We start from the raw sequence: 23,888 nt of genomic DNA, 5'->3' as shown, positions 1-23,888 counted from the left end.
AGTGGACGGACGCAGATTGAGATGGCGGCGAACGGTCACTGCACAATGGTAGGCCGGCCGAGCGTGCCCGCCAAGGCCGGCGGTGGGTTGGACACGGCCTGCGGTGTCGACATGTTGGACACGAAGTCGGACAGGCCGTCGCCCTGGATGCCGATGTGGCGGCGCATCAGGCTTTCCGCCCGATCGGGATCGCCCTCCAGCAGGGCGCGCACCACGTCGTCATGCTCCTGCACCGACTTCGCGACACGCCCCAGCTGGTGCAACTGGTTGCGGCGATAGGGGGACAGTCGGTTGCGCACCCGCCGCGTCTCTTCCTCCAGCTGGCGGTTGTGGCTGCCGGCGTAGATCACCTCATGAAAGCGGGTGTTCATGGCGTAGTAAACGTCGGGGTCGCCGGCCGCCGCCAGGCGCTGGCATTCGGCGTGGACGGCCATCAGATCCGCCCGTTCCGCCGGCGTCATGCGGCGGGCGGCCAGGCGGGCGCACAGGCCTTCCAGCACGGCCATGATCTCGAACAGCTCCAGCACCTGGCGCACATCCAGGCCGACCACCACGGCGCCCTGGCGCGGGCGGATTTCCACGAAGCCCTGGGCCGCCAGCATCTTCAACGCCTCCCGCACCGGGGTGCGCGACGTGCCGAAACGTTGGGCCAGAACCTGTTCGTCCAGCCGCATGCCCGGCAGGGCGCGGCCGGCGCAGATATCGTCCTCCAACGCACGGGCCAATTGCTCGGAACGGGTTTCGGGAAGGGCCATGGGTCACCTCATCCGGGGCGGGGCAGGCGTTATCGGCGGCCGGCGGCCCACATCCCCTTGCCTGATTTTACGCATACACCAGTCCTCTTCATGCATGCAAGACGCACAATCTTGCGTTTCAGAGATTGACGCCCCCGAGCCGCTCTGACATGCTTCCATCACCCAAGCATCTGCAAATAAAGACATATTTCGCCATTGCAGCATTTACTGAGCAATTGCGGAAGCCAGGATGATCAGCGCGCTGGAGTTGGCGCCCAAGTGCTTGAGCGGGCCGCCACACCCGGCCCCGCCTTTACCCGTTTCCTTGTCAGAACCGACGCTTCAGGCCCAACCCCAACGCCGGACCAGAAGAAGACCGGCGCTTGCCCACGGTGAGGAACACGCCCCTATGTCGACCGATCAGACGCCCAACACCGCCTTGTCGCGCCGCGCCCTGCTGGGGGGCATGGCGGCCAGCCCCGTTGCCCTGACCCTAGGCGGCACGGTGCTGAGCGCCGGCGGCTTGCTCCCCAGCCTGGCCCAGGCCCAGACCACCCTGAAGATCTCCCACCAGTTCCCCGGCGGCACACTGACGGAGGGCGACTTCCGCGACCGGCTGTGCCGCAAGTTCGCGGCGCAGGTGGAGGCGGAGACCAAGGGCGCCTTGAAGTTCGAGGTCTACCCCGCCTCCTCCCTCATGAAGACAGTGGCGCAGCTGCAGGCGCTGCGGAAGGGGGCCTTGGACTTCACCCTCTACCCCATGCCTTATGGCGGTGGTGAGATTCCGGAGATGAACCTGGGCCTGATGCCCTGCCTGGTGACCAGCTATGAACAGGGCCTGGCCTGGAAGAAGAAGCCCATCGGTGAGGCGCTGACCAAGGCGCTGGAGGCCAAGGGCGTGAAAATCCTGACCTGGGTGTGGCAGGCGGGCGGCGTGGCCGCGCGCGGCACCCCGGTGCTGCATCCCGCCGACGTGAAGGGCATCAAGATCCGGGGCGGGTCGCGCGAGATGGACATGATGTTCAAGGCGGCCGGCGCCGCCGTCTCCTCCATTCCGTCCAACGAGATCTATGCCGGCATGCAGACCGGCAACCTGGACGCCGCCGTGACCAGTTCCACCAGCCTGATCTCCTTCAAGCTGGAAGAGCAGAGCAAGAGCCTGACCGCCGCCCGGCAGAAGAGCTTCTGGTACATGCTGGAACCCTTGATGATGTCCAAGATCGTGTTCGACGGCCTGCCCGCCGCCCAGCAGAAGGCCCTGCTGACGGTGGGTGAGTCGCTGGAGCCCTTCGGCCTGGAAGAAGCCAGGAAGGACGACCAGCGCGTGGCTGAGATCTATGCCAAGGCGGGCGTGAAGGTCGTCGACATGGACGACAAGGTGATGGACGAGTGGCGCGCCATCGCCCGCGACACCGCCTGGAAGGATTTCGCCGACCGTTCCGCCGAGGCCGCGGCCCTGCTGAAGCTGGCCGAGGACGTGGCATGAGGGCTGCCGGGCTTGACAAGGGGCCAGGGGCTGCGCGCCTGCCCCGGGGAGCGTCGGCGCCCATCCGCTGGGCGGGCATGGCCTTGGCCTGGACCAACCGCATCATCGCCACCGTCGCGGCGGTGGCGGTGGTGGCCGCCGGCATCGTCATGACCGAAGAGGCCTTGGCCCGGTACTTCCTGCATCAGTCGTCCGACTGGCAGGATGAGACCGCCATTTTCCTGCTGGTCGGCGCCACCTTCCTGTCCGCGGCCTACGTCCAATCCCGCCGTGGTCATGTCGCCATCGAGGCGGTGGGCGGGCTGCTGCCCACAGGCGTGGAGCGCGTGCGCCGCCGGGTGGCGGATCTGATCTCCTTGCTGTTCTGCGGCTTCTTCTCCTGGAAGTCCTGGGTGTTGTGCCATGAGGCCTGGGTGGAAGGATACGCCACCTTCTCCTCCTGGGCGCCGCCCCTGTGGATCCCCTACCTCGCCATGTCGGCGGGTATGACCCTGCTGACCCTGCAGATCGCCCTGCAACTGCTAGCACCCCAGGCGGGGGATGACCCTATGGAAGGACGCGCCCATGGGCACGGTTGAGATCGGCCTGCTCTACGGTGGCGCCACCCTGGTGGCCCTGTTCGCCGGCCTGCCCATCGCCTTCGCGCTGGGCGCCGTCGCCGTGGTGTTCATGTACTTCTTCATGCCGGCGGCCTCGCTGGATACCGTCACCCAGAATGTTTATGAGGAAATGGCCAGCATCACCATGCTGACCATCCCCCTGTTCATCCTGAAGGGCGCGGCCATCGGCCGGTCACGCGCCGGTTCCGACCTTTATTCCGCCCTGCATGTATGGATGGGCCGGGTGCCGGGCGGCCTGGGCGTGGCCAACGTCTTCGCCTGCGCCCTGTTTGCCGCCATGGCCGGCAGCAGCCCCGCCACCTGTTCCGCCATCGGTAGTGCCGGTATCCCAGAGATGCGCCGCCGCGGCTATTCCCCCGGCTTCGCCGCCGGCATCATCGCCGCCGGCGGCACCCTGGGCATCCTGCTGCCGCCCTCCATCACCCTGATCCTCTATGCCGTCGCGGCGGAGCAGTCGCTGGGCCGCCTGTTCCTGGCCGGAATCGGGCCGGGGGTGCTGATGGTGGTGCTGTTCGCGATCTACGCCGTGGCGCGCTATCGCCAGGAAAAGGCGGCGGCTACGGCGGCCTACGCCCAAGGCGGGACGTGGTCAGAACTTCTGCGCACCGACACCTTCACAGCGCGCGAACGCTTCGCCGCCATTCCGCGCGTGCTGCCCTTCGTCATCCTGCTGATCGGCGTGATGTTCGCGCTGTACGGCGGCATCGCCACCCCGTCGGAGACGGCGGGCCTGGGCGCCGTCCTGGCCTTGGTGATGGTGGCCGGCATCTACCGTATCTGGCGACCGGCGCAGGTGGGCCCCATCCTGATGTCCACCCTGCGGGAGTCCACCATGCTGATGATGATCATCGGCATGTCGCTGCTGTATTCCTACGTGATGAGCTACCTGCACATCAGCCAGGGCGCGGCGGAGTGGATCGTGGGCATGCAGCTGTCGAAATGGGTGCTGCTGACCGCCATCCTGGTGCTGGTGGTGGTGCTGGGCTTTTTCCTGCCGCCGGTCAGTATCATCCTGATGACGGCGCCCGTCATCCTGCCGCCGCTGAAGGCCGCCGGGTTCGACCTGATCTGGTTCGGCATCATCATGTCCATTGTTATGGAGATGGGCCTGATCCACCCGCCGGTGGGCCTGAATATCTTCGTCATCAAAAACATCGCGCCAGACATCCCCCTGCGCGACGTGGTGATGGGGGTGCTGCCCTTCGTGGGCCTGATGCTGGTGTCCATCCTGGCGCTGTGCCTGGTGCCGGGCCTCGCCACCTGGCTGCCGACCGCCGTCTACGCCGGCTGAATTAGCCGCCAACAGGAAGGGGCGGTCCCGCCGGGGCCGCCTCCTTCGTCTTTTCCTGGCTTTGGCCCCCGTGTCAGGCCGCGTCGGTACGAATCTCGGCGACCACGCCATCGACCACGGTCTGCAGCTTTTCCACCCGGCCGGACAGCAGCTTGGACAGATCGGCAATGCCGTCGGCGGAGCCGTTGGTGTCGGTCCAGGCCGACAACGTCTCCTCACACCCCCGCGCGGCGGCGCCGGCGCTCTGCACCGCCTCGGCGGCGCTGCGGGCGATCTCCTTGGTGGCGGCGTCCTGTTCCTCCACCGCCGCCGCAATGGCGGACGTGGCGGCGTCCACGTCGAAGATGACGGTGGCGATGGATTCGATGGCGTCAGCCGCTTCTTGTGTGCTGTCGCGGATGGCGGCCACCTTCTGCGCCACTTCCGACGTCGCCAGGCCGGTCTGGCCGGCCAGGTTCTTCACTTCCGACGCCACGACGGCAAAGCCCTTGCCCGCCACGCCGGCGCGCGCCGCCTCGATGGTGGCGTTCAGCGCCAGCAGGTTGGTGCGTTCCGCAATCTCGCTGATGGTGGCCAGCACGCTGCCGATGCTGGAGGCCGCTTCCGACAAGCCATTGATGATGGCCTGGGCGGAGCGCGCCCGCTCCGCCGCCTCGCGCGTCACGCCGGAGGAGCGGGCGACCTGGCTGCTGATCTCGGCGATGGCCTCAGACAGTTGCGAGGCCGCGTCCGCCACCTGCGAAGCGCTGTCCAGCGCGTCCCCGCCCGAAGCGGCGATGGCGCCGGCGTTGTCCGACCCGCGGCGCACCAGGGCGCGCAGATCATCGGCACAGCCGCGGGCGTCGGTGGCCGCCCCCGCCACCTCGCCCGCCAGGCCGCCGACGTCGCTTTCCAGGCGCCGCGCCAGGGCCAGCATCAGGCGGTTGCGTTCGTCCCGCGCCTGAGCGGCCATGGCCTCGCGCGCGGATGTCGCCTGGGCCAGCTCCTCATGCGCCTGGCGGGCATCGGCCAGGGCCTCGTCCGACCGCTGGAAGGACCGGGCCATGGTCTGGGCCAACCAGGCCAGCAGGGCACCCTCGAACACCACCAGCCAGACGTACATCAGGATGCGCAGATATTCCCCACCGCGGACGCCCGCCGACTCCGGAACCGCCAGCCCGCCGACGATGAAGAACATCGCCACGGCCGCCGCGGATGCCGCCAGCGTGCGCCCGTCGCAAAAGCCGGCGGACACGGCGACCAGGATGTAGACATAGACCTGCATGCCCGTCTGCCACGGGTTGCCGGCGAAGGCCCAAATGGACAGGGCGCCGGCCAGAGGCAGGCAGGCGGCCAGCACCAGGCGGCTGGCCGGCGGCGGTAGGGTTGCCCAGGCGCCCGCCGCCACCAGCACGACCAGCAGCGTCGCCGCCGGTTGGCGCCAGTCGAACCCGCCCAGAACCACCAGTTGGGCAGCCAGAAGAACGAAGATCTGCGCCACCAGCAACGTCAGCACCAACAGCGTGGTGGTGCGGCGAACACGGTCCAAGGGCGTTAGATTTGCAGCAGAGGCAAGCGATGCGGCAGGCATGGGGCCAATCTCCCGGAAAAGGTTTTCCCAGATAACCGTTCCCGGTGCGCCTTGCCTTGACTTGGATCACTAATATGCCATGAAGCGGGGGCCCCATTGGGGGCGCCCATTGGGCCCCGATGACCTGACATCAACGAACGGCGCGGGAAGCGTCGATCAGAAGAACGCCTGGCTCAGGTTCTGCTGCGGCGCCTGCACGGGGGTCGCCAAGGTCTCCACCGACGCCAGCCACTGGAAGTAGCTGACCACGACCACGCGCACGGCGCTGGACAGGCTGGTCTCGTCATCACGCGAGCGGTCGATCACGTCCAGCAACTCGGCGATCTGGCAGCCTTCCTGGCGGGCCAGCAGGTCCAGGCCGGTCCAGAACTGCGGCTCCAGCCGCATGGAGGTGCGGCGGCTGCCCACGCGGACGCTGCGCGGCACCAGGGACCGCGGCGCCGTCGCCTGATGCACGGCGGCCAGAACCGGAAACGGAAGGCGATGGCTGGTCAGTACGGTCATGTCCGTGCTCCGAGATAAGGATCCGGAAGCGCTACCGGAGCGCATTATCCGGGGGTGTGATGGCGGTCCTTATCAAAGCGGGGGAAATGTAGTTACATAACTGTAGACTCATACAGGGTTAGGCGCTTTTGACGCGAAAGAGGTGCCCCAACCCATCAATCGCGCGCCCCTCCCGGGGCCCTTGGACGCTCTCCCATGATCCTGGACGAAGCCCTGAACCGGTTGGGCCAGCCTGACAATCCTGAGGATTTATTTAATACATTCAGTCAGTTAGCGCAGGACCTCGGCTACGCCGCCGTCAGCTACATCGACAGCCGCCCAGGCCCGGCGCCGGGCGAACCGGACCTTTTCGTGCGCACGACGGTGCGGGAGGATTTTCTCCACACCTACCTGTCCGAAGGGTATATGAGCCATGACCCGCTGATGGTGATGGCGAAACGGCAGGCCGCCCCCCTGACCTGGGCCGACGTGCCGGAGTTCCATGCCAGCCTGCAAGCGCCCTCCAAGCTGGATATGCCGGCGCGCGGCCGGGCCAAGCAGGACGCTCAGCGTGCCATCGCCGTCATGACCTCGGCCGCCGATCACGGCTACACCCAGGGCTATGTCATTCCGACCCACACGGTCGACCCGCAGGGCCGCTTGGCCTCGGCGGTGGTCAGCCTGTTCTGGACGCAAAAGCCGGAGGGGCTGATCAGCCCGGATTCCGCGCCGGCGTGGCTGCGCCTCAGCGCCCTTTATTTCCATGAACGGGTGGTCAGCATGCGCCTGACACCCGTCACCCCGCCGCCGACACTGACCCAGCGTGAACAGGAAGCCCTGGTGTGGGCCAGCCGGGGCAAGACGGTGGAGGAAACGGGCGAGATCATCGGCGTCTCCGGCCGTACCGTGACCTTCCACCTGCAGAATGCGCTGGAAAAGCTGGGCTGCTACTCCAAGATCCACGCTGTGGCCAAGGCCATTCAGATGGGCCTGATTTATCCTTAAGTGTGCTTCAGGCGCCAGCGGCCGCATCCGCGGCCTCGGCTATCCTCGCTCAGCCCTACGGTGCTCGCTGCGGGGCTCGCGGTCGCGAGCCTGGAAGAGGGACGCAGAAAAGGGGCGCCGGGGGTCAGCCGGCACCCTGCTCATCGAGGGAGCCTTAATACTGCGACGCGCGGCGACGGCTGACCAGGCGCTGCAGGTACTGGCCGTAGGGGCTGTTCTTGTAGGCCCGGGCCTGGGACAGCACGGCCTCTTCATCCACGAAGCCGAGTTCGAGGGCGATTTCCTCGGGGCAGCCGATCTTCAGTCCCTGGCGATGCTCGATGGTGCGCACGAATTCCGCCGCCTCCAGCAGCGAATCGTGGGTGCCCGTGTCCAGCCAGGCGGTGCCGCGGCCCAGGCGTTCCACCAGCAGGTTGCCTTGCTGCAGATAGACGTTGTTGACGTCGGTGATCTCCAACTCGCCACGGGGCGAGGGCTTGATCTCACGGGCGACGTCCACCACCCGATTGTCGTAGAAGTACAGGCCGGTCACCGCCCAGTTGGACCTGGGCTCCTTCGGCTTTTCCACGATGCTGATGGCGCGGCCCCGCTCGTCGAATTCCACCACGCCATAGCGGTGCGGATCCTCAACCCAATAGGCAAAGACGGTGGCGCCATCCTTCACCGAGGCGGCCTTCTGGGCCTGGGCGCTCAAACCCTGGCCGTAGAAGATGTTATCGCCCAGCACCAGGGCGCAGGGGTCGTTGCCAATGAAGTCCCGGCCGATGATGAAGGCCTCCGCCAGGCCGTTTGGCGCCGCCTGCTCGGCGTAGGACAGGCTGATGCCCCAGGGCGCGCCGTCGCCCAGCAAATCCTGGAACAGGGGCAGATGGTGCGGCGTGCTGATCAGCAGGATGTCGCGGATGCCGGCCAGCATCAGGACCGACAGCGGGTAATAGACCATCGGCTTGTCATAGATGGGCAGCAACTGCTTGCTGACACTCTTGGTCAGGGGGTGCAACCGGGTGCCGGAGCCGCCCGCGAGGATGATGCCCTTCATTTCAATAAGCCTTGTATTTTATAAGGTTAACGGAAAGTCTTAAGTTGTGGCGTCAGGATCAGGCCGGCAGGAGGACATCCAGGCTGCGGGCCAGGCTGTCCTGCCAGGCCGGCGCCCGCCAGCCGAAAACCTGCTCCAGCAATGCGCAGTCCAACACCGAATTGGCCGGCCGCTTGGCCGGGGTGGGATAGTCCGCCGTACCGATCGCCACCAAGCGCGGCACCCTGGCGCCCCGCACCTGGGCCTGGGCGAATATCTCCGCCGCGAAGCCGTGCCACGTTGTGGCGCCGGTGCCGCACAGGTGATAGGTGCCGAAACCGTCGCGCTGGCCGTCCAGGATGCGGTTGCCCACCGCCACCAGGGCGTCGGCGATGTCCGCCGCCGCCGTGGGACAGCCGTGCTGATCCGCCACCACGCGCAGCTCTTCCCGCTCCGCGCCCAGGCGCAACATGGTCCTCAGGAAATTGGCGCGGTCAGGGCCATAGACCCAGGCCGTGCGCAGGATGACATGGGCCGGCAAAGTCGCCCGCACCGCCTCCTCGCCCGCCTCTTTCGAGGCGCCGTAGACGCTGACGGGGCCGACGGGGTCGGTTTCCACATACGGGCCAACCTTGGTGCCGTCGAAGACGTAATCAGTCGACAGGTGCAACAGGGGGGTACCGCGCGCGGCGCAGGCGCGGGCCAGCGCCGCCGGACCGTCACGGTTGGCGGCATAGGCCGCGTCGACCTCGCTTTCGGCCTTGTCCACGGCCGTGTAGGCGGCGCAGTTCACCACCAGATCGGCGGCCGACACCGCCCCCAGGACGGCATCGGCGTTGGCGATGTCCAACGCCTCGCGGCCCGGGGCCGAGACTTGCCAGTTGGCCGGTGCCGCCCGCTGGAAGGCCAAGCCCACCTGGCCGGCCCCGCCCAGCAGCAATACCCGAATGGTCCCCACGCTCTTCCCCGTCATGAGACGCACCCTCAGCCGACGGCGGCCGCGGCGGGGGCGGTCACGCCCAGGCGCTGGCCGGAATACTTGGCCTCACGGATGGGTTCCCACCACCAGCGATTCGCCAGGTACCAATCGACCGTGCGGCGGATGCCTTCCTCGAATGTCACCGACGGCTCCCATCCCAGCTCGCGCCTGATCTTTGAGGCATCGATGGCGTAGCGTTGGTCGTGTCCCGGACGATCGGTCACAAAGGTGATCAGGTCCCGGCGCTTGGTGGCACTGGGCAGGCGCTCGTCCAGCAGGTCACAGATGGTTTCCACCACGTACAGGTTGCGCTGCTCGGCGTTGCCGCCAACGTTGTAGCGCTCCCCCGGCACGCCCTTGCGCACGATCAGCACCAGGGCGCGGGCATGGTCCTCCACGAACAGCCAGTCGCGGACGTTGTCGCCCTTGCCGTAGACCGGCAGCTTCTTGCCCTCCATCCCGTTCAGGATCATCAGCGGGATGAGCTTTTCCGGGAAGTGGAAGGGGCCGTAGTTGTTGGAGCAATTGCTGAGCAGCGTCGGCAGGCCATAGGTGTGGTACCAGGCGTTGACCAGATGGTCCGACGCCGCCTTGCTGGCGGAATAGGGCGAGTTGGGCGAATAGGCCGTGTCCTCACGGAACAGCCCATCCTCACCCAGCGAGCCATAGACCTCGTCGGTGGAGATGTGGTGGAAGCGGAAGGCGGCCTTGCGCTCCTCCGGCAGGGCCTGCCAGTACTCACGCGCCGTTTCCAGCATCACATGGGTGCCGTTGATGTTGGTGCGGATGAAGATGCCCGACCCCTCGATCGAGCGGTCGACATGGCTTTCCGCCGCCAGGTGCATCACGGCGTCCGGCTGATGGCGCCTGAAGATGTCGCGCATGGCCTCGACATCGGCGACATCGGCCTTTTCCAGGACGGCACGGCCCCCGGCCAGAACCTCACCGATGGCTTCCAGGCTGGCCGCGTAGGTCAGCTTGTCCACGCACACCAGCTCGTCCTGCCCTTCGGACGCCAACAGGCGGCACACCGCGGACCCAATAAAACCGGCCGCACCCGTCACCATTATCTTCACGCGCCAAACTCCTTGAAGACCCTCGTCCTGCCATCCCGGGCGGCAGGTCTGAACAATGCGCCCGAAAATACAACTCCGCGCCGGCCAAAAGCAAACCCGGTGATGTACGTCCTTATCGTTCCGACACGGCGAGCCGACAGAGCATCCGCAATGTCCCGCCAAAAGTAGGGTTGCCCGGCCGCTGGTGGTACACCCTGTCGCCATCAACCTAGGGCAACGCGAATAAACAACTGCTCGCGAGCCTACGCTATAGGTCTGCGTCATAAATCACGGAGGACCGCGGCCGGGATATTGACGTACGACCAAAGCAACCGTGACGAATGCGCCGAATACGATACTGTTGAAGACGAAAAAACGCCCGTCAATACAGGGCACCATATGATCAAGCGGACCTGAGAACGGAGAGAGAAATGGCTGGCAAGAGCGGACTATTGATCACCGGCGCCGTTATCGTGGTTCTGGGTGTGCTGGCCCTGGCCGTACCCATGTTCACCACCAAGGACACCAAGGAACTGGCCAAGATCGGCGACCTGAAGGTCACCGCGAAGGAAGAGAACACCCACGTCGTCCCCCCCTTCGTCGGTCCCGCCGCCCTGATCCTGGGCGTGGTGCTGATGGGTGCGGCCCTGGTGCGCCGCTAGGCCAATGCGCTGTCAGGCGGACTGGCGCAACGCGTCGGCGAACTGACCCACGTGGCTTTTCAGATCGCTGGAGCGGACGGCGATTCCGCCGGCCACGTCGCGCACGGTATCCGCTGCCCGCCCAGTGTCGCGGGCGGTGCGCGCAAGGCCGACGACGTCGGCGGTGATGGCATCGGTGCCGTTGGCCGCCTCCTGAACGTTGCGGGTGATTTCCGCTGTGGCGGAGGCCTGTTCCTCCACCGCGGACGCAATGGATCCAACCATGGCGCTGATGGCGGTAATCATCTCCACGATGTGCCCAATGGAGGTCACCGCAGCCCCGGTCGCCCCCTGAACGGCAGCCACCTGGGTGCGGATCTCGTCCGTGGCCTTGGCCGTCTGCATCGCCAGCGCCTTGACCTCGTGCGCCACGACGGCGAAGCCTTTGCCGGCCTCTCCCGCCCGCGCCGCCTCAATGGTGGCATTTAGGGCCAGCAGGTTGGTTTGCCCGGCGATGCCGTTGATCAAGTCCACGACATGACCGATCTGGCCCGTCGCCTCCTGCAAGGTAGCCACTTGGCTGGCGGCGCGGCGCGCCTCGTCGGCACCGGTGCTGGAGGTGCCGGCCGTCTCCGCCGCGCGAGCGCTGATTTCCCGGATAGAGGCGGACAATTCCTCGGTCGCGGCCGCCACCGTCTGCACGTTGGCCGCCGTCCGGTTGGTGGCCGTGGAGGCCTGGTCGGTGCGTACGCTGGTCTCCTGCGCCGCCTGTGACAGGTACTGGGAACTGGTGCGGAGGTGGCCGGCTTCTTCGTTCAAATCCCCCGACATGCCATTCATCCGCGCGACGAAGGTCTCCACCAGGGCCAGCCGTTGGGCCTGCTTGGCCTCCCGCTCCGCGCGGTCGCGCGCCTGCTGCGCTTCCAATTCGTCGGCCCGCCGCATTTCATCCCGGCAGACGGTGATGGCCCGCACCATGTCCCCAACCTCATCCGCGCGGTTGGCCCCGGCGAGGTCGAAGGCGTAGTCCTTGCTGGCCAGACGAGCCATGGCCTGCGTGACCCGGATGATGGGCTCGGTCACGGCGCGCCGGGCGATCAACAGCGACAGCGCGACACCCGCCACGATGCCCAGCAACGCCGTGGCGATCATGATTCCAAGGGTCATCGACTGCGTGGCCGATAGGTCGGTTGCCTCCTCGGCGATGCGGGCGATGCCGCGCTCGATCAAGGGGTCGGTCAGCGCGGATGCCGCTCTCTCCGCCGTTCGCACCTGGGTCCGGAATGTGGCCTGCGCCTCCTCCGCCTTGCCCGCCGCGACTTGGGCGCGTACCAGTTCCAGCGCCGTCATAACGTCGCGTTCCAGGGGCCCCAGGCGGCCCGCCTCCGGCGCCTTGGCCGCCACCAGCATGGGCTCCAGCCTATCGTTCAGGTCCGCCATTTCTTTCAAGCGGCTGCCGAAGCGCTGCAGGATTTCGCTGCGGCCGGCCGCTTCCTCGGCGATGAGGTTCAAGGCGTCGCGTTGCAGGGCCCGACTGGTAGCCCGAAGTTCTGCGGCGGTCAGGATCCGGGTGTTGGATTGGACCACGGCGCTGGCGCCCTGATTGACCCTCGACAATCCTACAACACCCGACAAGAAGACCAGGAAAGCAACCATGGCAAGAATGATGACCGGCGACAGAATCTTCGTGCCCAGCTTCATCGTCTACTCCCATGAAACACGGCAATGATGACTTGTGACCTGCTTTCCCCCGGTTCCGCCGGCACGACAGGACCTTCAATCCTCCCGTCAACGCCCTTAACAAACGATGAATAAGTTGGTCATTGACTTACGGCCGCGTGGCTTTTTCCCTCACCTCCACACGCCGGCCAGTGAAGGGGTTCCAGCCCGTCTCCGCCAGGGCGGCCCAGGCCGTAGCGCCCAGATGGGGCTGGTGGTAATAGCGGAAGTCGTCCGTGGTTGAACTCGGGCCGACCGCTAGGCCTGTGCTGACCGTGCCGGCGGCGGTGGCGTAGAGCAGCCCGCCCGGCTCCCTGGCCGCCTGGACGGTGGCCAGGGCCGCCGCCGCCTTGTCCGACTGCCCCAGCATCTTGTAGGTGAGGGCCGCCTGCGCCGTACCCTCGATCCAGACGCCGTCGCGGTCGTCATTGAAGTCGAAGCCGCCGGCGGTGGCGTGGTGCACCTCCACCCAAGCCAGCGACCGGCGCCAATCGGCCGGCGCATCCCCGATGGCCAGATGCGCCCATAATTGTATGTCCAGCGCCGCCCCGGGCGCCCAACTGCGGCCGTCCGGCTTGGTGCCGATGCGGAAACGCCCCTCCGTCCCGTCCCAGGCCGCCGCGACGAAACCCCGCGCCAGGGCGGCGTGGCGGGTCCAGGCGGCGTCGCCCGTCAAGCGTGCCAGCCAGGTGAAGGCCGCCACGGCATCGATGTTGTGTTCCGTCGCCTTGTAATTCAGGCGCTGTTGGGCGGGATCGAAACCGTCCAGTCCGCCGATGAACCCACCCGGCTGGGCGGGGTCTGCCATCAGGTCCGCCACCCAGCGCATCAGGCCGGCAGCGCGGTCACGATAGGCCGCCTCGCCCGTCGCCTCGTGCAGCGTCAGCAGGGCCAGCGCCGCCCAGATCACGTTTCCCGTGGCGCTGCCGTCCTGATAGCCGTCCTCCGCCCATTGGCCGGCTTTGTCATCCCACCAGCCGGGCGGCAGAGGCGGGCTGGCGGCAGCACCCGCGCGGTAGGCGTTGCGCACCCGCCCATCCTTGAAGGTCCGGTCGGTGGTGGCCGCCCGTGCCAGGGCGTCGCCAACAAGGCGGGCGTCCTCGACATGGCCGCATGCCACCAAGGCGATGGTGGTCAGGGCGTTGTCGTAGGTGAACGCGCTGTGCGCCAAGGCGGGATGGGTGTCGCCGGGGTAGCTGACCACGAAACGGGGGCCCGATCCGGGCGCGGCGCCCCGTACGGCATGCTGCAATGCAACACAGGTCTGCGCGGCCGCTGGCCCCAACGGGCTTGCCAGGCAAAAATAGATCGTTGCCAGGGCAATTTTCCTAAAATGCATGATAATTTCCCAAAACAAACGACAGATATATTCTCATAGTTTGTCGGAATGATGGTGGCGGGGCAGTAGCCGGCCCAAATATACACCTCACCGGTTCCACAACCCCGCGTGCAACGCAGCCCAACGATGCATGCGGGACTTGTTTTCATCTTGGTAAGGTTTTGCTAATAAACCGCCCGTAAACAATTGGCCGCCGTCGCAGGTGCAGCATAAGGCTTTGGGTCCAACACCCCCTTGTGCTACGCGGCAAAGAATGGCGGACACCGGGGCAGCAGAGAAGAGAGATCAGCGATGAACACGAAGTTCCTGGGCATTTTGGCCACCGTTTCCCTTTTTGTCGCCGGCCCCGCGCTGGCCGAGTGCAGCACGCACGCCAACCCGCCGTCCATCCCCGATGGCGCCGGCGCCACCACCGAGCAGATGACCAGCGCCAGCGCCTCGGTGAAGGGCTACATGGCGGACATGCAGGACTTCCTGAAGTGCCTGGAGAACGATAAGGCCGCCGGCTCCGCCAAGTACAACGCCGCCGTCGACCAGATGCAGACCATCGCCAACGAATTCAACAAGCAGCTGCGCGCTTTCAAGGCCAAGGGCTGATTGTCCGCACGCTCAGCGTTTGATTTCAAAAAAAGGAAGGATGGGCCCGCTGCCATCCTTCCTTTTTTATTGGCTTTTTTGATAGGCCCTCCGTCAGGTGGCGGCGGACCAGTCCAGCTTGTCCGCCCGCCGCAGGGCCGGGAACAGCACGCACCACAGCGCCACCACGGCCACCGTGCCGATGCCGCCCACCACCACCGCCAATTCCGTTCCCAGCCAGGACGCCGTCAGGCCCGACTCGAATTCGCCCAGCTGGTTGGACGCGCCGATGAACAGGCCGCTGACGGCACTGACCCGGCCACGCATCTCATCAGGTGTACCCAGCTGCACCAGGGTCTGGCGCACGAAGACGCTGACCATGTCGACTGCCCCCATGACCAGCAGGCTGAGCAAGGCGATGGCCGGGGAATGGGTCAGTCCGAAGACGATGGTGGCCAGGCCGAACACGCCCACGCAGGCCAGCATGATGGGCCCCACCCGGCGCTTCAACGGCCTGGCGGCCAAGGTCAGGCCCACCAGGATGGCACCCGCCCCCGGCGCGCCGCGCATGACACCCAGCAGCATGGGCCCGGTCAGGCCCAAGAGGCCGGCGTCGGCGGAGAACTGGTCGCGCGCCAGGGCCGGCAGCAGGGCGGTGGCGCCGCCCAACAGCACCGCGAACAGGTCCAGCGAGATGGCGCCCAGCACGATGGGCTGCTGGCGGATATAGCGGACGCCGCCCAGGATGCCGTCCCAGCTGACCGGGGCGCGGGTCACGGCGCGCGAGGGCGCGGAGATACCGATCACGATCAGGCCGGCCAGCACCAGGAAGCCGGCGCCCACGCCGAAAACCCAGTCATGCAGGCCGGCGTAGAGCACGCCGCCCAGCGCCGGCCCCAGCACGCCCGCCACCTGCATGGCGGATGAGCTGATGGCCACCGCGTTGGGAAAGTCGGCCTTGGGCACCAGGTTGGGCAACAGGGCGGAGGACGCCGGCGCCTCGAACGCGCGGGCGGCGCCGAACAGCATGACGGCGGCATAGACCAGCCACACCGGCAGGTCGGGCGATGCCAGCACCACCCCGGTCATGGCCATGGCCGCGGCCTCCACGCCCACGCAGATGGTGATGATCAGGCGGCGGTCCAGCCGATCGGCGGCGTGGCCGGTGACCAGCACCAGGCCGACGGAGGGCAGGAACTGCGCCAGGCCGATCAGGCCAAGATTCATGGTGCTGCCGGTGCGGTCGTAGATGGCCCAGCCGGCGGCCACCGCCTGGATCTGCAGCGCCCCCATGGACAGGATGCGCGCCAGCCAATAGCGCAGGAAGGCCGGGTGGCGCAGCGCCCCGCCCCAGCCCTTGCGGGCCGGCCCGTCATGGGGCGCAGGGTCAGGAGCGGCGGCGTTGGAAGGGGTGCTGCTCATCACGTCTCTGCTGCTCACGGTCCAGCGGGGTCGGGCACGGCGACAAAGGATCCGGCGGGGCCCGGATATACCACCGGGCTGGCATAACCGTCCTTTGAAACGGCCGCGACGCCAAAGAACCAGTCGTCAATGACGACATTGGACAGGGTCACGGTGGCGGCGTCGCCCGCCCAGCGGTCATGCTGCCAAGTGGGCGCCAGAGTGTCGCGCCACCAGGCGCGGTAGCCCACGGCGCCCGGGACCTTGGCCCAGCTCAGCGTGGTGTCATGCTTCAAGGCACCCTCGACCTTCACGTCGCTGGGCGGAGCCGGGGCCCAGGCCAGGCTGGCCATGGTCAGGGCGTTCAGGCGGGTCACCTGGGCCAGGTAGGGGAAGTCGACACCGTCGATGGTGTCGCCATACCGCACCCCGCCCTCGGTGCGCAGGTCCTGGTGCTGGCGGGTGTAGTTCTCATGCGCCTCGGTCACCCGCACGGCGGGGAAGCCCGCCTCCAGGAAGGGGACCTGGTCGCCACCGCGACCGAAACGGTCGGTGCGATAGACCATGCGCACGCTGAAATTATCCAGGTAGCGGGAAGATATGCCGGCCATATGGCGCGCCAGGTTGCGCGAGGGGCTGTCGACCTCGCCCCCGGAATAGCGGCGCTGATTGGCCTGCTTCATCGTCTCCACCGCCTTGGTGCCTTCGGAGAAGACGCGGACATGGGTGTTGTCCACCACACCGTCCTCGCCCTGGGTGTTGCCGACGATATCGTTGTTGAGGTCGGCCTCCACCTGCCAGCCCTGTTCCTTGGCATAGTCGGCCAGCACCTTGCCGCCCAGCAAGCCCTGCTCCTCTCCCGATAGGGCCGCGAACACCAGGGTGGCACGGAACTTGTGGTGGGACAGCACCCGCGCCGCCTCGATGGCCGCCGCGACGCCGGAGGCGTCGTCATTGGCGCCGGGCGCGTCGGCCGTGGCGTTCATCACGTCCGTCACGCGGCTGTCCAGGTGGCCGGCGATGACTATGACCCGCTGCGGCTCCTCCGTGCCCTTCAGCACGGCCACCACGTCCATGACCTCCGTCGGGGTGGGCACGCGCTTGCCCGACACGGTCTGCGCCGGCGTCACCACGGTCAGGCAACCGCCGCAGTCCTTGGAGATGGACTCGAACCGGCCTTTGACCCAGGCACGGGCGGCGCCGATGCCGCGGTCAGGCGACATGGTGTCGGATAGGGTGTGGCGGGTGCCGAAGGACACCAGCTTTTCGACCGTGGCGTGCAGCTGCGCCGGATCCACCTGGGCGGCGATCTCCCGCAGCACCGGGTGGTCGTCAACGGGCCCGACGGCGGACGCCTCGGACACGGGGACATCGGGTTTGGCGGGCTTGGCCCAAGCCCCGGTACTATGGAGCGCCGCCCCGGCCAGCAGCAGGACGGACAGCGAACGCACGGACCGAGGGCGTTGGGGCATCGGGCTTCCCTATGATTTGGTGACTGAACTGCCGGAATCTTATGGCGCCACGATGCGTTAGCGTCTCGCCCCAGGCAAGGGCCGGTACACGGGTCGCGCGGTCGCGAGCGGCAGTCCTGCCATGCCTTGCCCGGTTGACTTGTGCTACCGTACCGCGGGGCAACGCCAAAGGGGCAGGACCGCGATGGGCGGATGGATACGGAAAGCCGCCTTGTTCATCGTCATGGTGGCGATGATCGGTGGTGGGGGGTACATCATCGACCGGCAGATTCTGTCCCACCACGCCATTTTCTGGCGCGGTTTTTTCATGGGCGGCTTCTTGCTGGCCTTCGGCCTGTATGTGCTGATCGACGACTTCATCACCCCCCTTGTCCGGCGGCTACGGACCAGCGGGCAACGCCCTTAATCCTCCCCCACCAGGTATCCCGCCGCCGCCTGGGCGATGGCCAGCAGGCGGGCGTCGGCGCCGCGCGGGGCCAGCAGCTGCAAGCCCACGGGACAACCGGCATCGTCCGTGCCCACCGGCAGGGTGACCGCCGCCATGTCCCCCAGGTTCGCGACGCAGCAGTTGCGCAACGCCATAAGGTTGGCGCGGCCATAGGCCGACGGCTCCGCCAGATCGGCCAGCAGCGGCGGGGTGATGGCCACCGTCGGCAGCGCCACCACGTCGACATCATGGAACAGGGCCTGGACGCCGTTGGCGAAGCGGTCGAGGAAGGCGACGCGCGCGTCATAATCCAGCACATCGGCCGACGCGCGGATGCGGGGGCCGACATAGGCATCCAGGCTGGACAGCCAGGCCGGCAATTCCTGGCCAAGGAAGCCATAAATCTCCGCCCCCGCCAGGCCGCCCCGGCGGAACAGGGCCAAGGCCTCATCCAATTCCGGAATGGTCACGCTGCCCACCGGGCGGAACACCTCAGTCAGGCGATCCAGCGCGGTGTCCACCGCCGCGACCACGCCGGGGCTGCAGTCCTGCCACAGCGCGGCCGGCGCGCGGCCGATACGGATGACGCCGGGGTCCATCAGCGGATCGATGGCGGTGCCGGTCACCAGGCGATAGCCGTGGGCCAGGTCATCCGCCGTCAGCGCCAGGATGCCCACGGTGTCCAGGCGGGGCGACAGCGGCACGATGCCGTCGGTCGCCAGGTGCCCCCGCGCACTTTTGTAGCCATAAAGGCCATTCCAGGCCGCCGGAATGCGCACCGACCCCGCCGTGTCGGTGCCCAGCGCCAGCAGGGCGGACCCTTCATGCAGGCTGAGCGGCGCGCCGGTGCTGGACCCGCCGGGCACGCGGTGGTGATCACGGTCCCAGGGGTTGCGCGGTGTACCCCAGTGCCCGTTGGCGCCCAGGCCGCCGAAGGCGAATTCCACCATGCGGGTTTTGCCGGTGACGACCGCGCCCTGGCCGAGCAGGCGGCTCACCACACCGCCCGGCTGGTTCCACATGGGCGGCAGGCGACGGGGGGACCCGGCGAATACCGGCCATGTGCCGCCACAAACCGTTCCGGTTCCGTAATTGTCCTTAAGCGACAAGGGGATGCCGTCGAAATCGCCGAGCGGCTGACCCGCTGCTCGCCGGATATCGGCGGCGTCCGCCTGGGTGCGCAGCAGGCCGGCGCTGAAGGCGACATAGGGATTGTCGCGGGCCTCGGGCCGCTCCGCCCGGGCGGCGATGCAGGCCTCGGCCAGGTCACGGGCGGTCAGGGTGCCGTCCTTCAGGGCGGCGAGGGCGGTGGTGAGATCCATGGGACGGCGCCTTCGGATGGGGCGTTTTTCGGGGCCGGTGGAACCCTGGCACGGGCGGCGCCCCGCCCGCAACCCGGCAAGAGGTGCGACAACCGGACGCCATATCCGGCCGCTATCGAATTCATATCCCCCCTGCATTTCACAGACCGGGGGGTACGGGGTTAGCGTCAGCCCATCGCAACCACCCACCAAACCTGAGGGGATTTCAAAATGCAGACCACTACCGTTTCCCGCCGCCTGGGCCTGGGCCTGATCGTCGCCACCGCCGTCGCCGGCGCCACCCTGGCCGCCGCCCCGGCCAAGGCCGCGGACATGGAGAAGTGCTACGGCGTCGTGAAGGCCGGCCACAACGACTGCAAGACCGACAGCAACTCCTGCGCCGGCCATGCCACCAAGGACCGCGATCCCGGCGCCTTCATCGCCGTGCCGGCCGGCACCTGCGCCAAGATCTCGGGCGGCAGCACCGAACCCGCTAAGAAGTAAGCCTTAACACCAGAAGCCAGGGAGGGAGCCGTCATGGGCATCACCGGTATCGGCCTGAAGGCCCGCCATACGGCCGAGCTGTTGGCCCGCCGCCCCTCCCTGCGCTTTCTGGAAGTGCATGCCGAGAATTACATGAGCGCCGGCGGCCCGGCGCACCGCTGGCTGACCGCGCTGCGTGAGGCGTATCCCGTCTCCATCCACGGTGTCGGCCTGTCCCTGGGCGGGGCGGAGCCGCTGGATGCCGATCACCTGGCTGATTTGGCGGCCCTGGTGGATCGCTACCAGCCGGAACTGGTGTCGGAGCATCTCGCCTGGTGCCGCATCGATGGCACCTACCTCAACGATCTGCTGCCCATTCCCTATACCGATGCCAGCCTGTCCCTGGTGGCCGATCACATCGACCAGACGCAGACGGCCCTGCGCCGCCGCATCCTGGTCGAGAACCCGTCCAGCTACACGGCTTTCCCGGAAAGCGATTGGGACGAGGCGGCCTTCCTGGCGGAACTGGCCCGCCGTACCGGCTGCGGCATCCTGCTGGATGTGAACAACATCCATGTCAGCGCCCACAATGTCGGGCTGGACGCCAGGGCCTACCTGGCCGCCCTGCCGGCCGGTGCCGTGGGCGAAATCCACGTGGCGGGGCACGAGCCCGTCGAGCATGACGGCCGCGCCGTGCTGCTGGATACCCATGGCGCCCCCGTGACAGCCGCCGTGTGGGACCTGTACCGCCAGGCGCTGACCCGCTTCGGCCCCATCCCCACCCTGGTGGAGCGGGACGCCAACATCCCGCCCCTGGCCGAATTGCTGGCCGAGGCCGCCACCGCGGACGGCATCGCCGAGGTCCTGCCCGGAAAGGATGGGGCTCATGCCCACGCTGCTTGAGCGCCAGCGCGACATGCGCGACTGGGTGCTGGCCACCGCCGGCACCCCGCCCCTGCCCAACGCCGGCCTGCACCGTGACAACACCCTGGGCGGCCTGGCGGCGGTCCTTGCCGCCGGCTTCCCCGTCACCCACCGCCTGGTGGGCGAGGCCTGCTTCATCGGCCTGGCCCAGGCCTACGTCCGCCACGAACCGCCCCACGAGGCGCCGTTGCTACGGTACGGCACCGGCTTCCCCGCGTGGCTGAGGGGGCAGGAGGTGGCGCGGCAGTTGCCCTATCTGGCCGACGTCGCCCGGCTGGAAGCGGCATGGACCCATGCCTACCACGCGACGGAGGCGGCACCCCTGGACGCGGGCGCCCTGGCTACCCTGGGCGACGCGGTGGAGGACGCCGTCTGGCGCCTGCACCCCAGCCACCGCTTCGTCACCAGCCCCTGGCCGGTGGACCGCGTCTGGCGGGCCAACCAACCGGACGCCGGCGACGCGACGGTGGACCTGGACACCGAGGGTGACACCCACCTGCTGGTGGTGCGGCCGGCGGCCGAGGTGCTGCTGATCCGCCTCGGGCCTGGCGCCTTCGCCCTGCTGATGGCCCTGGGCGCCGGTTTGCCCCTGGGCAGCGCCTGGGACAACGCGCTGGCCCTGGACGCGGGCTTCAATCTGGAACACGAATTAACGGGCCTGCTGGCGGCGCAGGTCTTCACCGGAGTGGAATTGCCATGACCCTGCCCCTGACGCCCACCACCGCGCCCGGCAAACCCGCGCCCATCGCCTTGGCGCTGGCCCTCGTCCACCGGCTGGAGCGGTTTCCCCGGGGGCTGGACGCCCTGCTGTGGCGCCTGGCGGCCGCCACCGTCTTCTGGCGGTCCGGCCAGACCAAGGTGACGGGCTTCCACATCAACGACACCACGTTCGACCTGTTCCGGGACGAGTACAAGGTGCCTCTGATCCCGCCGGAGGTGGCGGCCGTGCTGGCCAGCATCACGGAAAACCTGTGCGCCGTGCTGCTGGTCGTCGGCCTGGCGTCGCGCCTGTCGGCCGGCGCCCTGTTCGGCATGACCCTGGTGATCGAGATCTTCGTCTATCCCGAAAGCTGGCCCGACCATCTGCTGTGGTCGGCGGTGCTGGTGCCCATCATCCTGCGCGGCCCCGGCGTCCTGTCGCTGGACCATCTGGTCCGCCGGCGGCTGGACCCGGCGGCGAGTCACAACTTGTAAGATCATAACAGTTGGAACAAACCCGCCGCACGGACATTCTCAGGCCGGTCCCATCCTGCCTGAGGAGCGACACCATGAGCATCCAGTACGGCACCCGCATCATCACCTTCCAGCCCACCATCAACATGGCGGGCAACCTGCCCGGCCTGTTCTCCACCACCCTGTTCTTCCCCAACCAGGCAAGCCACGGCGTGAACATCGACACGGGCTCGGTCGGCATCGTCGTGCCCATCGCCACGCTGCAGGATGGCGAGGGCAACTTCCAGCCCTGGGCCCAGCCCGCGGGGGAGACGCTGACCTTCACCTATGAGCCCAGCGGCAACACCCGCACGGGTCCCGTCGTGGTCGTCACCGGCCTGCAGGTGGGCGACGGCACACCCCAGGGCACCACCGTCCTGGGCCCGGTGCGCGTCATGGCCTGCACCAACGACGACACGGTCTACATGCTGGGCGTGGGCATCGGGCTAGAGGCCAAGGCCACTCTGACCCCATCCGGTAATGCCGCCACGGCGCTGGACAACCCCTTCCTGAATCTGCGCGACATGCTGGAGCCCGACCCCGCCGTGCTGCCGGCCTATGCCCTGACGGCGGCCTTGCAGGACAATGGCCGGCACGGCCTGGTGACCCTGGGACAGACCGTCGACAGCCTGCAGGGCTATCGCTTCCTACCCTTGGTGGCCGATTCCAGCAGCCCCAGCGGCCTGCAACTACCCTGGGTGCAGCTGACGGTGACGCCGCAGGGCGGAACGCCCATCCAAACCCAGGCGCAGATGCTGATGGACGCCGGCATCACCAACATGTTCATCGGGGTCGTGCCCGAGCCCCAGCCCCCCATCCCCTGGCTGAACACCGCCATCACCATCCAGGCGGAGGATGAGGCCGGCGTCACCGCGCTGAACTACAGCTTCGTCAATACCCAGCCGGCCGACGGCCCAAGCCCCAACGTCAACTGCGACCCCAGCCAACCGGCGTCGCCCAGCCGCATCCTGAACGGCGGCCCCAGCCCGCAGGGCGGCAGCTTCCTCAACACCGGCGTCCACCTGCTGGCCGCCTATGATTATGTGGTCGACGCCGTCAACACCCGGCTGGGCCTGCGCCCGCGCTCGTAAGTCCCCGTGCGGCGACGTTTCCCCGCGACAGGCGGCGTCCGGCATGGTTCAACAAGGCCGGACGCCGCCGTTTCTAGGGAAATGCCCCTCATGGAAATGAACCCGCCATGGAAATGAACCAGGTGCGCTACTTCGTGGCGCTGTGCGAAACCCTGAACTTCACCAAGGCGGCGGAGGCCTGCGGCGTGGCCCAGCCCTCGCTGACCAAGGCCATCCAGAAGCTGGAGGAGGAACTGGGCGGGCCGCTGTTCGTGCGCGAACGCACCCTGACCCATCTGTCCGACCTGGGCCGCCTGATGCGCCCGCACCTGGAGGCGGTGTTCCATGCCAGCGAGTCCGCCAAGCTGGAGGCCCGCAGCTTCGGTAAGCTGGAAAAGGGCCGGGTGCGCCTGGGCGTCATGTGCACCATCGGGCCCACCCGCCTGGTGGGCTTCCTGAAGCGTTTCCGCGCGGCCCTGCCCTCGGTGGAGGTCGCCTTGCGCGACGCGCCGGGACGCGAGGTGCTGGGCCTGCTGATGGAGGGGGAACTGGACTGCGCCCTGCTGGGCCTGCCCGACCTGCCCGACCGGGTGGAGGCAAAGCCCCTGTACCGCGAGCGGTATACCGTCGCCTTCGCCCCCGGCCACCGCTTCGAAGCCATGGACGTGGTGCCTCTGGCCGAACTGGACCAGGAAGACTATCTGAACCGGGTAAACTGCGAATATCCGCAGCATTTCGACAGCCTGGGCATCCCCGACCCCGCCGACGTCCGCGTCTGTTACGAGAGCGAGCGGGAGGACTGGATCCAGGCCATGATCCTGGCCGGCCTGGGCTGCGCCGTGATGCCGGAATTCCTGCCCATGCTGCCCGGCATCGCCACCCGCCCCCTGATCGAGCCGGAACTGTCGCGCACCGTCAGCCTGGCCAGCGTCGCCGGCCGCCGCCACTCCCCCGCCCTGCGCGAGTTCATGGCCCTGGCCCGCCGTTACGATTGGGGTGGCACAGCATAGACGGCCGCCGCTTAAGCCCCTTCCCGGCCCCGATCAATCTGTATATTGTATCCAAAATCGGCCCCGCCAAAG

24 protein-coding genes are annotated in these 23,888 nt (G+C 67.6%); 13 read left to right on the top strand and 11 right to left on the bottom strand.

What is annotated here, in order from left to right; genetic code table 11:
• Positions 1-35 precede the first annotated feature (35 nt).
• Entirely contained in the window at positions 36-755 is a 720-nt protein-coding gene (locus Y958_RS22915; RefSeq protein WP_088874289.1) for a GntR family transcriptional regulator, read from the bottom strand.
• Between the two features lie 388 nt (positions 756-1,143).
• Between Y958_RS22915 and dctP the strand changes: the two genes are divergently transcribed.
• From dctP to Y958_RS22900, 3 genes are read left to right on the top strand one after another with little or no spacing between them, the layout of a single operon-like run.
• Positions 1,144-2,220 (top strand): TRAP transporter substrate-binding protein DctP, encoded by a 1,077-nt coding sequence (dctP, locus tag Y958_RS22910; protein WP_088874288.1) that lies wholly within the window; start codon positions 1,144-1,146, stop codon positions 2,218-2,220.
• Positions 2,217-2,798 carry a TRAP transporter small permease gene (locus Y958_RS22905; RefSeq protein ID WP_088874287.1) on the top strand — a complete coding sequence of 194 codons (582 nt, stop codon included), beginning with the start codon at positions 2,217-2,219 and terminating at the stop codon, positions 2,796-2,798. The genes dctP and Y958_RS22905 overlap by 4 nt, the downstream gene beginning before the upstream one ends.
• Complete coding sequence (locus Y958_RS22900; protein ID WP_088874286.1) at positions 2,785-4,131, top strand: TRAP transporter large permease; 1,347 nt, start codon at positions 2,785-2,787, stop codon at positions 4,129-4,131. The genes Y958_RS22905 and Y958_RS22900 overlap by 14 nt, the downstream gene beginning before the upstream one ends.
• A gap of 73 nt (positions 4,132-4,204) precedes the next feature.
• Here Y958_RS22900 and Y958_RS32555 read toward each other — a convergent pair whose 3' ends face one another.
• Both Y958_RS32555 and Y958_RS22890 read right to left on the bottom strand, forming a co-directional pair.
• A complete protein-coding gene (locus Y958_RS32555) occupies positions 4,205-5,659 on the bottom strand; it encodes a methyl-accepting chemotaxis protein (protein WP_244909656.1) in 1,455 nt (484 codons plus the stop codon).
• A gap of 198 nt (positions 5,660-5,857) precedes the next feature.
• Positions 5,858-6,205 carry a ribbon-helix-helix domain-containing protein gene (locus Y958_RS22890; RefSeq protein ID WP_050898184.1) on the bottom strand — a complete coding sequence of 116 codons (348 nt, stop codon included), beginning with the start codon at positions 6,203-6,205 and terminating at the stop codon, positions 5,858-5,860.
• 195 nt (positions 6,206-6,400) lie between these two features.
• On the opposite strand from Y958_RS22890, the gene Y958_RS22885 reads away from it, so the two are divergent.
• The gene (locus Y958_RS22885) at positions 6,401-7,189 is read left to right on the top strand and encodes a helix-turn-helix transcriptional regulator (RefSeq protein WP_088874285.1); all 789 of its coding nucleotides are present in this window, start codon (positions 6,401-6,403) and stop codon (positions 7,187-7,189) included.
• Between the two features lie 154 nt (positions 7,190-7,343).
• Here the strand turns inward: Y958_RS22885 and rfbA are convergent, their stop codons facing one another.
• The 3 genes from rfbA to rfbB are packed head-to-tail and all read right to left on the bottom strand — an operon-like array spanning position 7,344 to position 10,262.
• A complete protein-coding gene (rfbA, locus tag Y958_RS22880) occupies positions 7,344-8,228 on the bottom strand; it encodes a glucose-1-phosphate thymidylyltransferase RfbA (protein ID WP_088874284.1) in 885 nt (294 codons plus the stop codon).
• A gap of 58 nt (positions 8,229-8,286) precedes the next feature.
• Positions 8,287-9,180 carry a dTDP-4-dehydrorhamnose reductase gene (rfbD, locus tag Y958_RS22875; RefSeq protein ID WP_088874283.1) on the bottom strand — a complete coding sequence of 298 codons (894 nt, stop codon included), beginning with the start codon at positions 9,178-9,180 and terminating at the stop codon, positions 8,287-8,289.
• Between the two features lie 11 nt (positions 9,181-9,191).
• Positions 9,192-10,262: a dTDP-glucose 4,6-dehydratase gene (rfbB, locus tag Y958_RS22870; RefSeq protein WP_088874282.1), complete on the bottom strand. Its 1,071-nt coding sequence runs from the start codon at positions 10,260-10,262 to the stop codon at positions 9,192-9,194.
• A 410-nt stretch (positions 10,263-10,672) separates the two neighbouring features.
• Between rfbB and Y958_RS22865 the strand changes: the two genes are divergently transcribed.
• Positions 10,673-10,903: a hypothetical protein gene (locus Y958_RS22865; RefSeq protein ID WP_145612381.1), complete on the top strand. Its 231-nt coding sequence runs from the start codon at positions 10,673-10,675 to the stop codon at positions 10,901-10,903.
• A gap of 12 nt (positions 10,904-10,915) precedes the next feature.
• On the opposite strand, the gene Y958_RS22860 is transcribed toward Y958_RS22865, so the two are convergent.
• Entirely contained in the window at positions 10,916-12,583 is a 1,668-nt protein-coding gene (locus tag Y958_RS22860) for a methyl-accepting chemotaxis protein (protein ID WP_088874280.1), read from the bottom strand.
• A gap of 127 nt (positions 12,584-12,710) precedes the next feature.
• On the bottom strand, positions 12,711-13,805 hold the full coding sequence (locus Y958_RS22855; RefSeq protein WP_145727534.1) for a YyaL domain-containing protein: 1,095 nt from the start codon (positions 13,803-13,805) through the stop codon (positions 12,711-12,713).
• Positions 13,806-14,231: 426 nt separating this feature from the next.
• Between Y958_RS22855 and Y958_RS22850 the strand changes: the two genes are divergently transcribed.
• Positions 14,232-14,537 carry a hypothetical protein gene (locus Y958_RS22850; RefSeq protein ID WP_040846122.1) on the top strand — a complete coding sequence of 102 codons (306 nt, stop codon included), beginning with the start codon at positions 14,232-14,234 and terminating at the stop codon, positions 14,535-14,537.
• Positions 14,538-14,630: 93 nt separating this feature from the next.
• Here the strand turns inward: Y958_RS22850 and Y958_RS22845 are convergent, their stop codons facing one another.
• Together Y958_RS22845 and Y958_RS22840 are read right to left on the bottom strand one after the other, a co-directional pair.
• Positions 14,631-15,938: an MFS transporter gene (locus Y958_RS22845; protein WP_088874278.1), complete on the bottom strand. Its 1,308-nt coding sequence runs from the start codon at positions 15,936-15,938 to the stop codon at positions 14,631-14,633.
• Positions 15,939-15,952: 14 nt separating this feature from the next.
• Positions 15,953-17,389 carry a M20/M25/M40 family metallo-hydrolase gene (locus Y958_RS22840; protein ID WP_088874277.1) on the bottom strand — a complete coding sequence of 479 codons (1,437 nt, stop codon included), beginning with the start codon at positions 17,387-17,389 and terminating at the stop codon, positions 15,953-15,955.
• Between the two features lie 211 nt (positions 17,390-17,600).
• Between Y958_RS22840 and Y958_RS22835 the strand changes: the two genes are divergently transcribed.
• The gene (locus Y958_RS22835; RefSeq protein ID WP_088874276.1) at positions 17,601-17,795 is read left to right on the top strand and encodes a hypothetical protein; all 195 of its coding nucleotides are present in this window, start codon (positions 17,601-17,603) and stop codon (positions 17,793-17,795) included.
• On the opposite strand, the gene Y958_RS22830 is transcribed toward Y958_RS22835, so the two are convergent.
• Positions 17,792-19,138 (bottom strand): amidase, encoded by a 1,347-nt coding sequence (locus tag Y958_RS22830; protein WP_186291569.1) that lies wholly within the window; start codon positions 19,136-19,138, stop codon positions 17,792-17,794. The genes Y958_RS22835 and Y958_RS22830 overlap by 4 nt on opposite strands.
• A 210-nt stretch (positions 19,139-19,348) precedes the next feature.
• Here Y958_RS22830 and Y958_RS22825 point away from each other — a divergent pair, with 210 nt between their 5' ends.
• The 6 genes from Y958_RS22825 to Y958_RS22800 all read left to right on the top strand — a co-directional run bounded on the left by Y958_RS22825 (position 19,349) and on the right by Y958_RS22800 (position 23,816).
• Entirely contained in the window at positions 19,349-19,621 is a 273-nt protein-coding gene (locus tag Y958_RS22825) for a BufA1 family periplasmic bufferin-type metallophore (protein WP_088874274.1), read from the top strand.
• Between the two features lie 33 nt (positions 19,622-19,654).
• On the top strand, positions 19,655-20,503 hold the full coding sequence (bufB, locus tag Y958_RS22820) for an MNIO family bufferin maturase (RefSeq protein WP_088874273.1): 849 nt from the start codon (positions 19,655-19,657) through the stop codon (positions 20,501-20,503).
• On the top strand, positions 20,487-21,224 hold the full coding sequence (locus tag Y958_RS22815; protein WP_186291568.1) for an HvfC/BufC N-terminal domain-containing protein: 738 nt from the start codon (positions 20,487-20,489) through the stop codon (positions 21,222-21,224). Before bufB ends, Y958_RS22815 begins: the two co-directional genes overlap by 17 nt.
• Complete coding sequence (locus Y958_RS22810; protein WP_004272847.1) at positions 21,221-21,718, top strand: DoxX family protein; 498 nt, start codon at positions 21,221-21,223, stop codon at positions 21,716-21,718. The genes Y958_RS22815 and Y958_RS22810 overlap by 4 nt, the downstream gene beginning before the upstream one ends.
• A 74-nt stretch (positions 21,719-21,792) precedes the next feature.
• On the top strand, positions 21,793-22,827 hold the full coding sequence (locus Y958_RS22805) for a hypothetical protein (protein WP_088874271.1): 1,035 nt from the start codon (positions 21,793-21,795) through the stop codon (positions 22,825-22,827).
• A gap of 107 nt (positions 22,828-22,934) precedes the next feature.
• Positions 22,935-23,816 carry a LysR family transcriptional regulator gene (locus tag Y958_RS22800; RefSeq protein ID WP_088874270.1) on the top strand — a complete coding sequence of 294 codons (882 nt, stop codon included), beginning with the start codon at positions 22,935-22,937 and terminating at the stop codon, positions 23,814-23,816.
• The last annotated feature ends 72 nt before the right edge of the window (positions 23,817-23,888 follow it).

Source organism: Nitrospirillum viridazoti CBAmc (assembly GCF_000730165.1).
Classification (GTDB): Bacteria; Pseudomonadota; Alphaproteobacteria; order Azospirillales; family Azospirillaceae; genus Nitrospirillum; species Nitrospirillum viridazoti.
This window is presented reverse-complemented; position numbering and strand designations above follow the sequence as displayed.

Excerpts from the sequence above, each read along its gene's own strand:
- Y958_RS22915 (WP_088874289.1), bottom strand. The coding sequence starts at position 755 with ATGGCCCTTCCCGAAACCCGTTCCGAGCAATTGGCCCGTGCGTTGGAG.
- dctP (WP_088874288.1), top strand. The coding sequence starts at position 1,144 with ATGTCGACCGATCAGACGCCCAACACCGCCTTGTCGCGCCGCGCCCTG.
- Y958_RS22905 (WP_088874287.1), top strand. The coding sequence starts at position 2,217 with ATGAGGGCTGCCGGGCTTGACAAGGGGCCAGGGGCTGCGCGCCTGCCC.
- Y958_RS22900 (WP_088874286.1), top strand. The coding sequence starts at position 2,785 with ATGGGCACGGTTGAGATCGGCCTGCTCTACGGTGGCGCCACCCTGGTG.
- Y958_RS22890 (WP_050898184.1), bottom strand. The coding sequence starts at position 6,205 with ATGACCGTACTGACCAGCCATCGCCTTCCGTTTCCGGTTCTGGCCGCC.
- Y958_RS22885 (WP_088874285.1), top strand. The coding sequence starts at position 6,401 with ATGATCCTGGACGAAGCCCTGAACCGGTTGGGCCAGCCTGACAATCCT.
- rfbA (WP_088874284.1), bottom strand. The coding sequence starts at position 8,228 with ATGAAGGGCATCATCCTCGCGGGCGGCTCCGGCACCCGGTTGCACCCC.
- rfbD (WP_088874283.1), bottom strand. The coding sequence starts at position 9,180 with ATGACGGGGAAGAGCGTGGGGACCATTCGGGTATTGCTGCTGGGCGGG.
- Y958_RS22865 (WP_145612381.1), top strand. The coding sequence starts at position 10,673 with ATGGCTGGCAAGAGCGGACTATTGATCACCGGCGCCGTTATCGTGGTT.
- Y958_RS22860 (WP_088874280.1), bottom strand. The coding sequence starts at position 12,583 with ATGAAGCTGGGCACGAAGATTCTGTCGCCGGTCATCATTCTTGCCATG.
- Y958_RS22850 (WP_040846122.1), top strand. The coding sequence starts at position 14,232 with ATGAACACGAAGTTCCTGGGCATTTTGGCCACCGTTTCCCTTTTTGTC.
- Y958_RS22845 (WP_088874278.1), bottom strand. The coding sequence starts at position 15,938 with ATGAGCAGCACCCCTTCCAACGCCGCCGCTCCTGACCCTGCGCCCCAT.
- Y958_RS22840 (WP_088874277.1), bottom strand. The coding sequence starts at position 17,389 with ATGCCCCAACGCCCTCGGTCCGTGCGTTCGCTGTCCGTCCTGCTGCTG.
- Y958_RS22830 (WP_186291569.1), bottom strand. The coding sequence starts at position 19,138 with ATGGATCTCACCACCGCCCTCGCCGCCCTGAAGGACGGCACCCTGACC.
- Y958_RS22825 (WP_088874274.1), top strand. The coding sequence starts at position 19,349 with ATGCAGACCACTACCGTTTCCCGCCGCCTGGGCCTGGGCCTGATCGTC.
- bufB (WP_088874273.1), top strand. The coding sequence starts at position 19,655 with ATGGGCATCACCGGTATCGGCCTGAAGGCCCGCCATACGGCCGAGCTG.
- Y958_RS22815 (WP_186291568.1), top strand. The coding sequence starts at position 20,487 with ATGCCCACGCTGCTTGAGCGCCAGCGCGACATGCGCGACTGGGTGCTG.
- Y958_RS22810 (WP_004272847.1), top strand. The coding sequence starts at position 21,221 with ATGACCCTGCCCCTGACGCCCACCACCGCGCCCGGCAAACCCGCGCCC.
- Y958_RS22805 (WP_088874271.1), top strand. The coding sequence starts at position 21,793 with ATGAGCATCCAGTACGGCACCCGCATCATCACCTTCCAGCCCACCATC.
- Y958_RS22800 (WP_088874270.1), top strand. The coding sequence starts at position 22,935 with ATGGAAATGAACCAGGTGCGCTACTTCGTGGCGCTGTGCGAAACCCTG.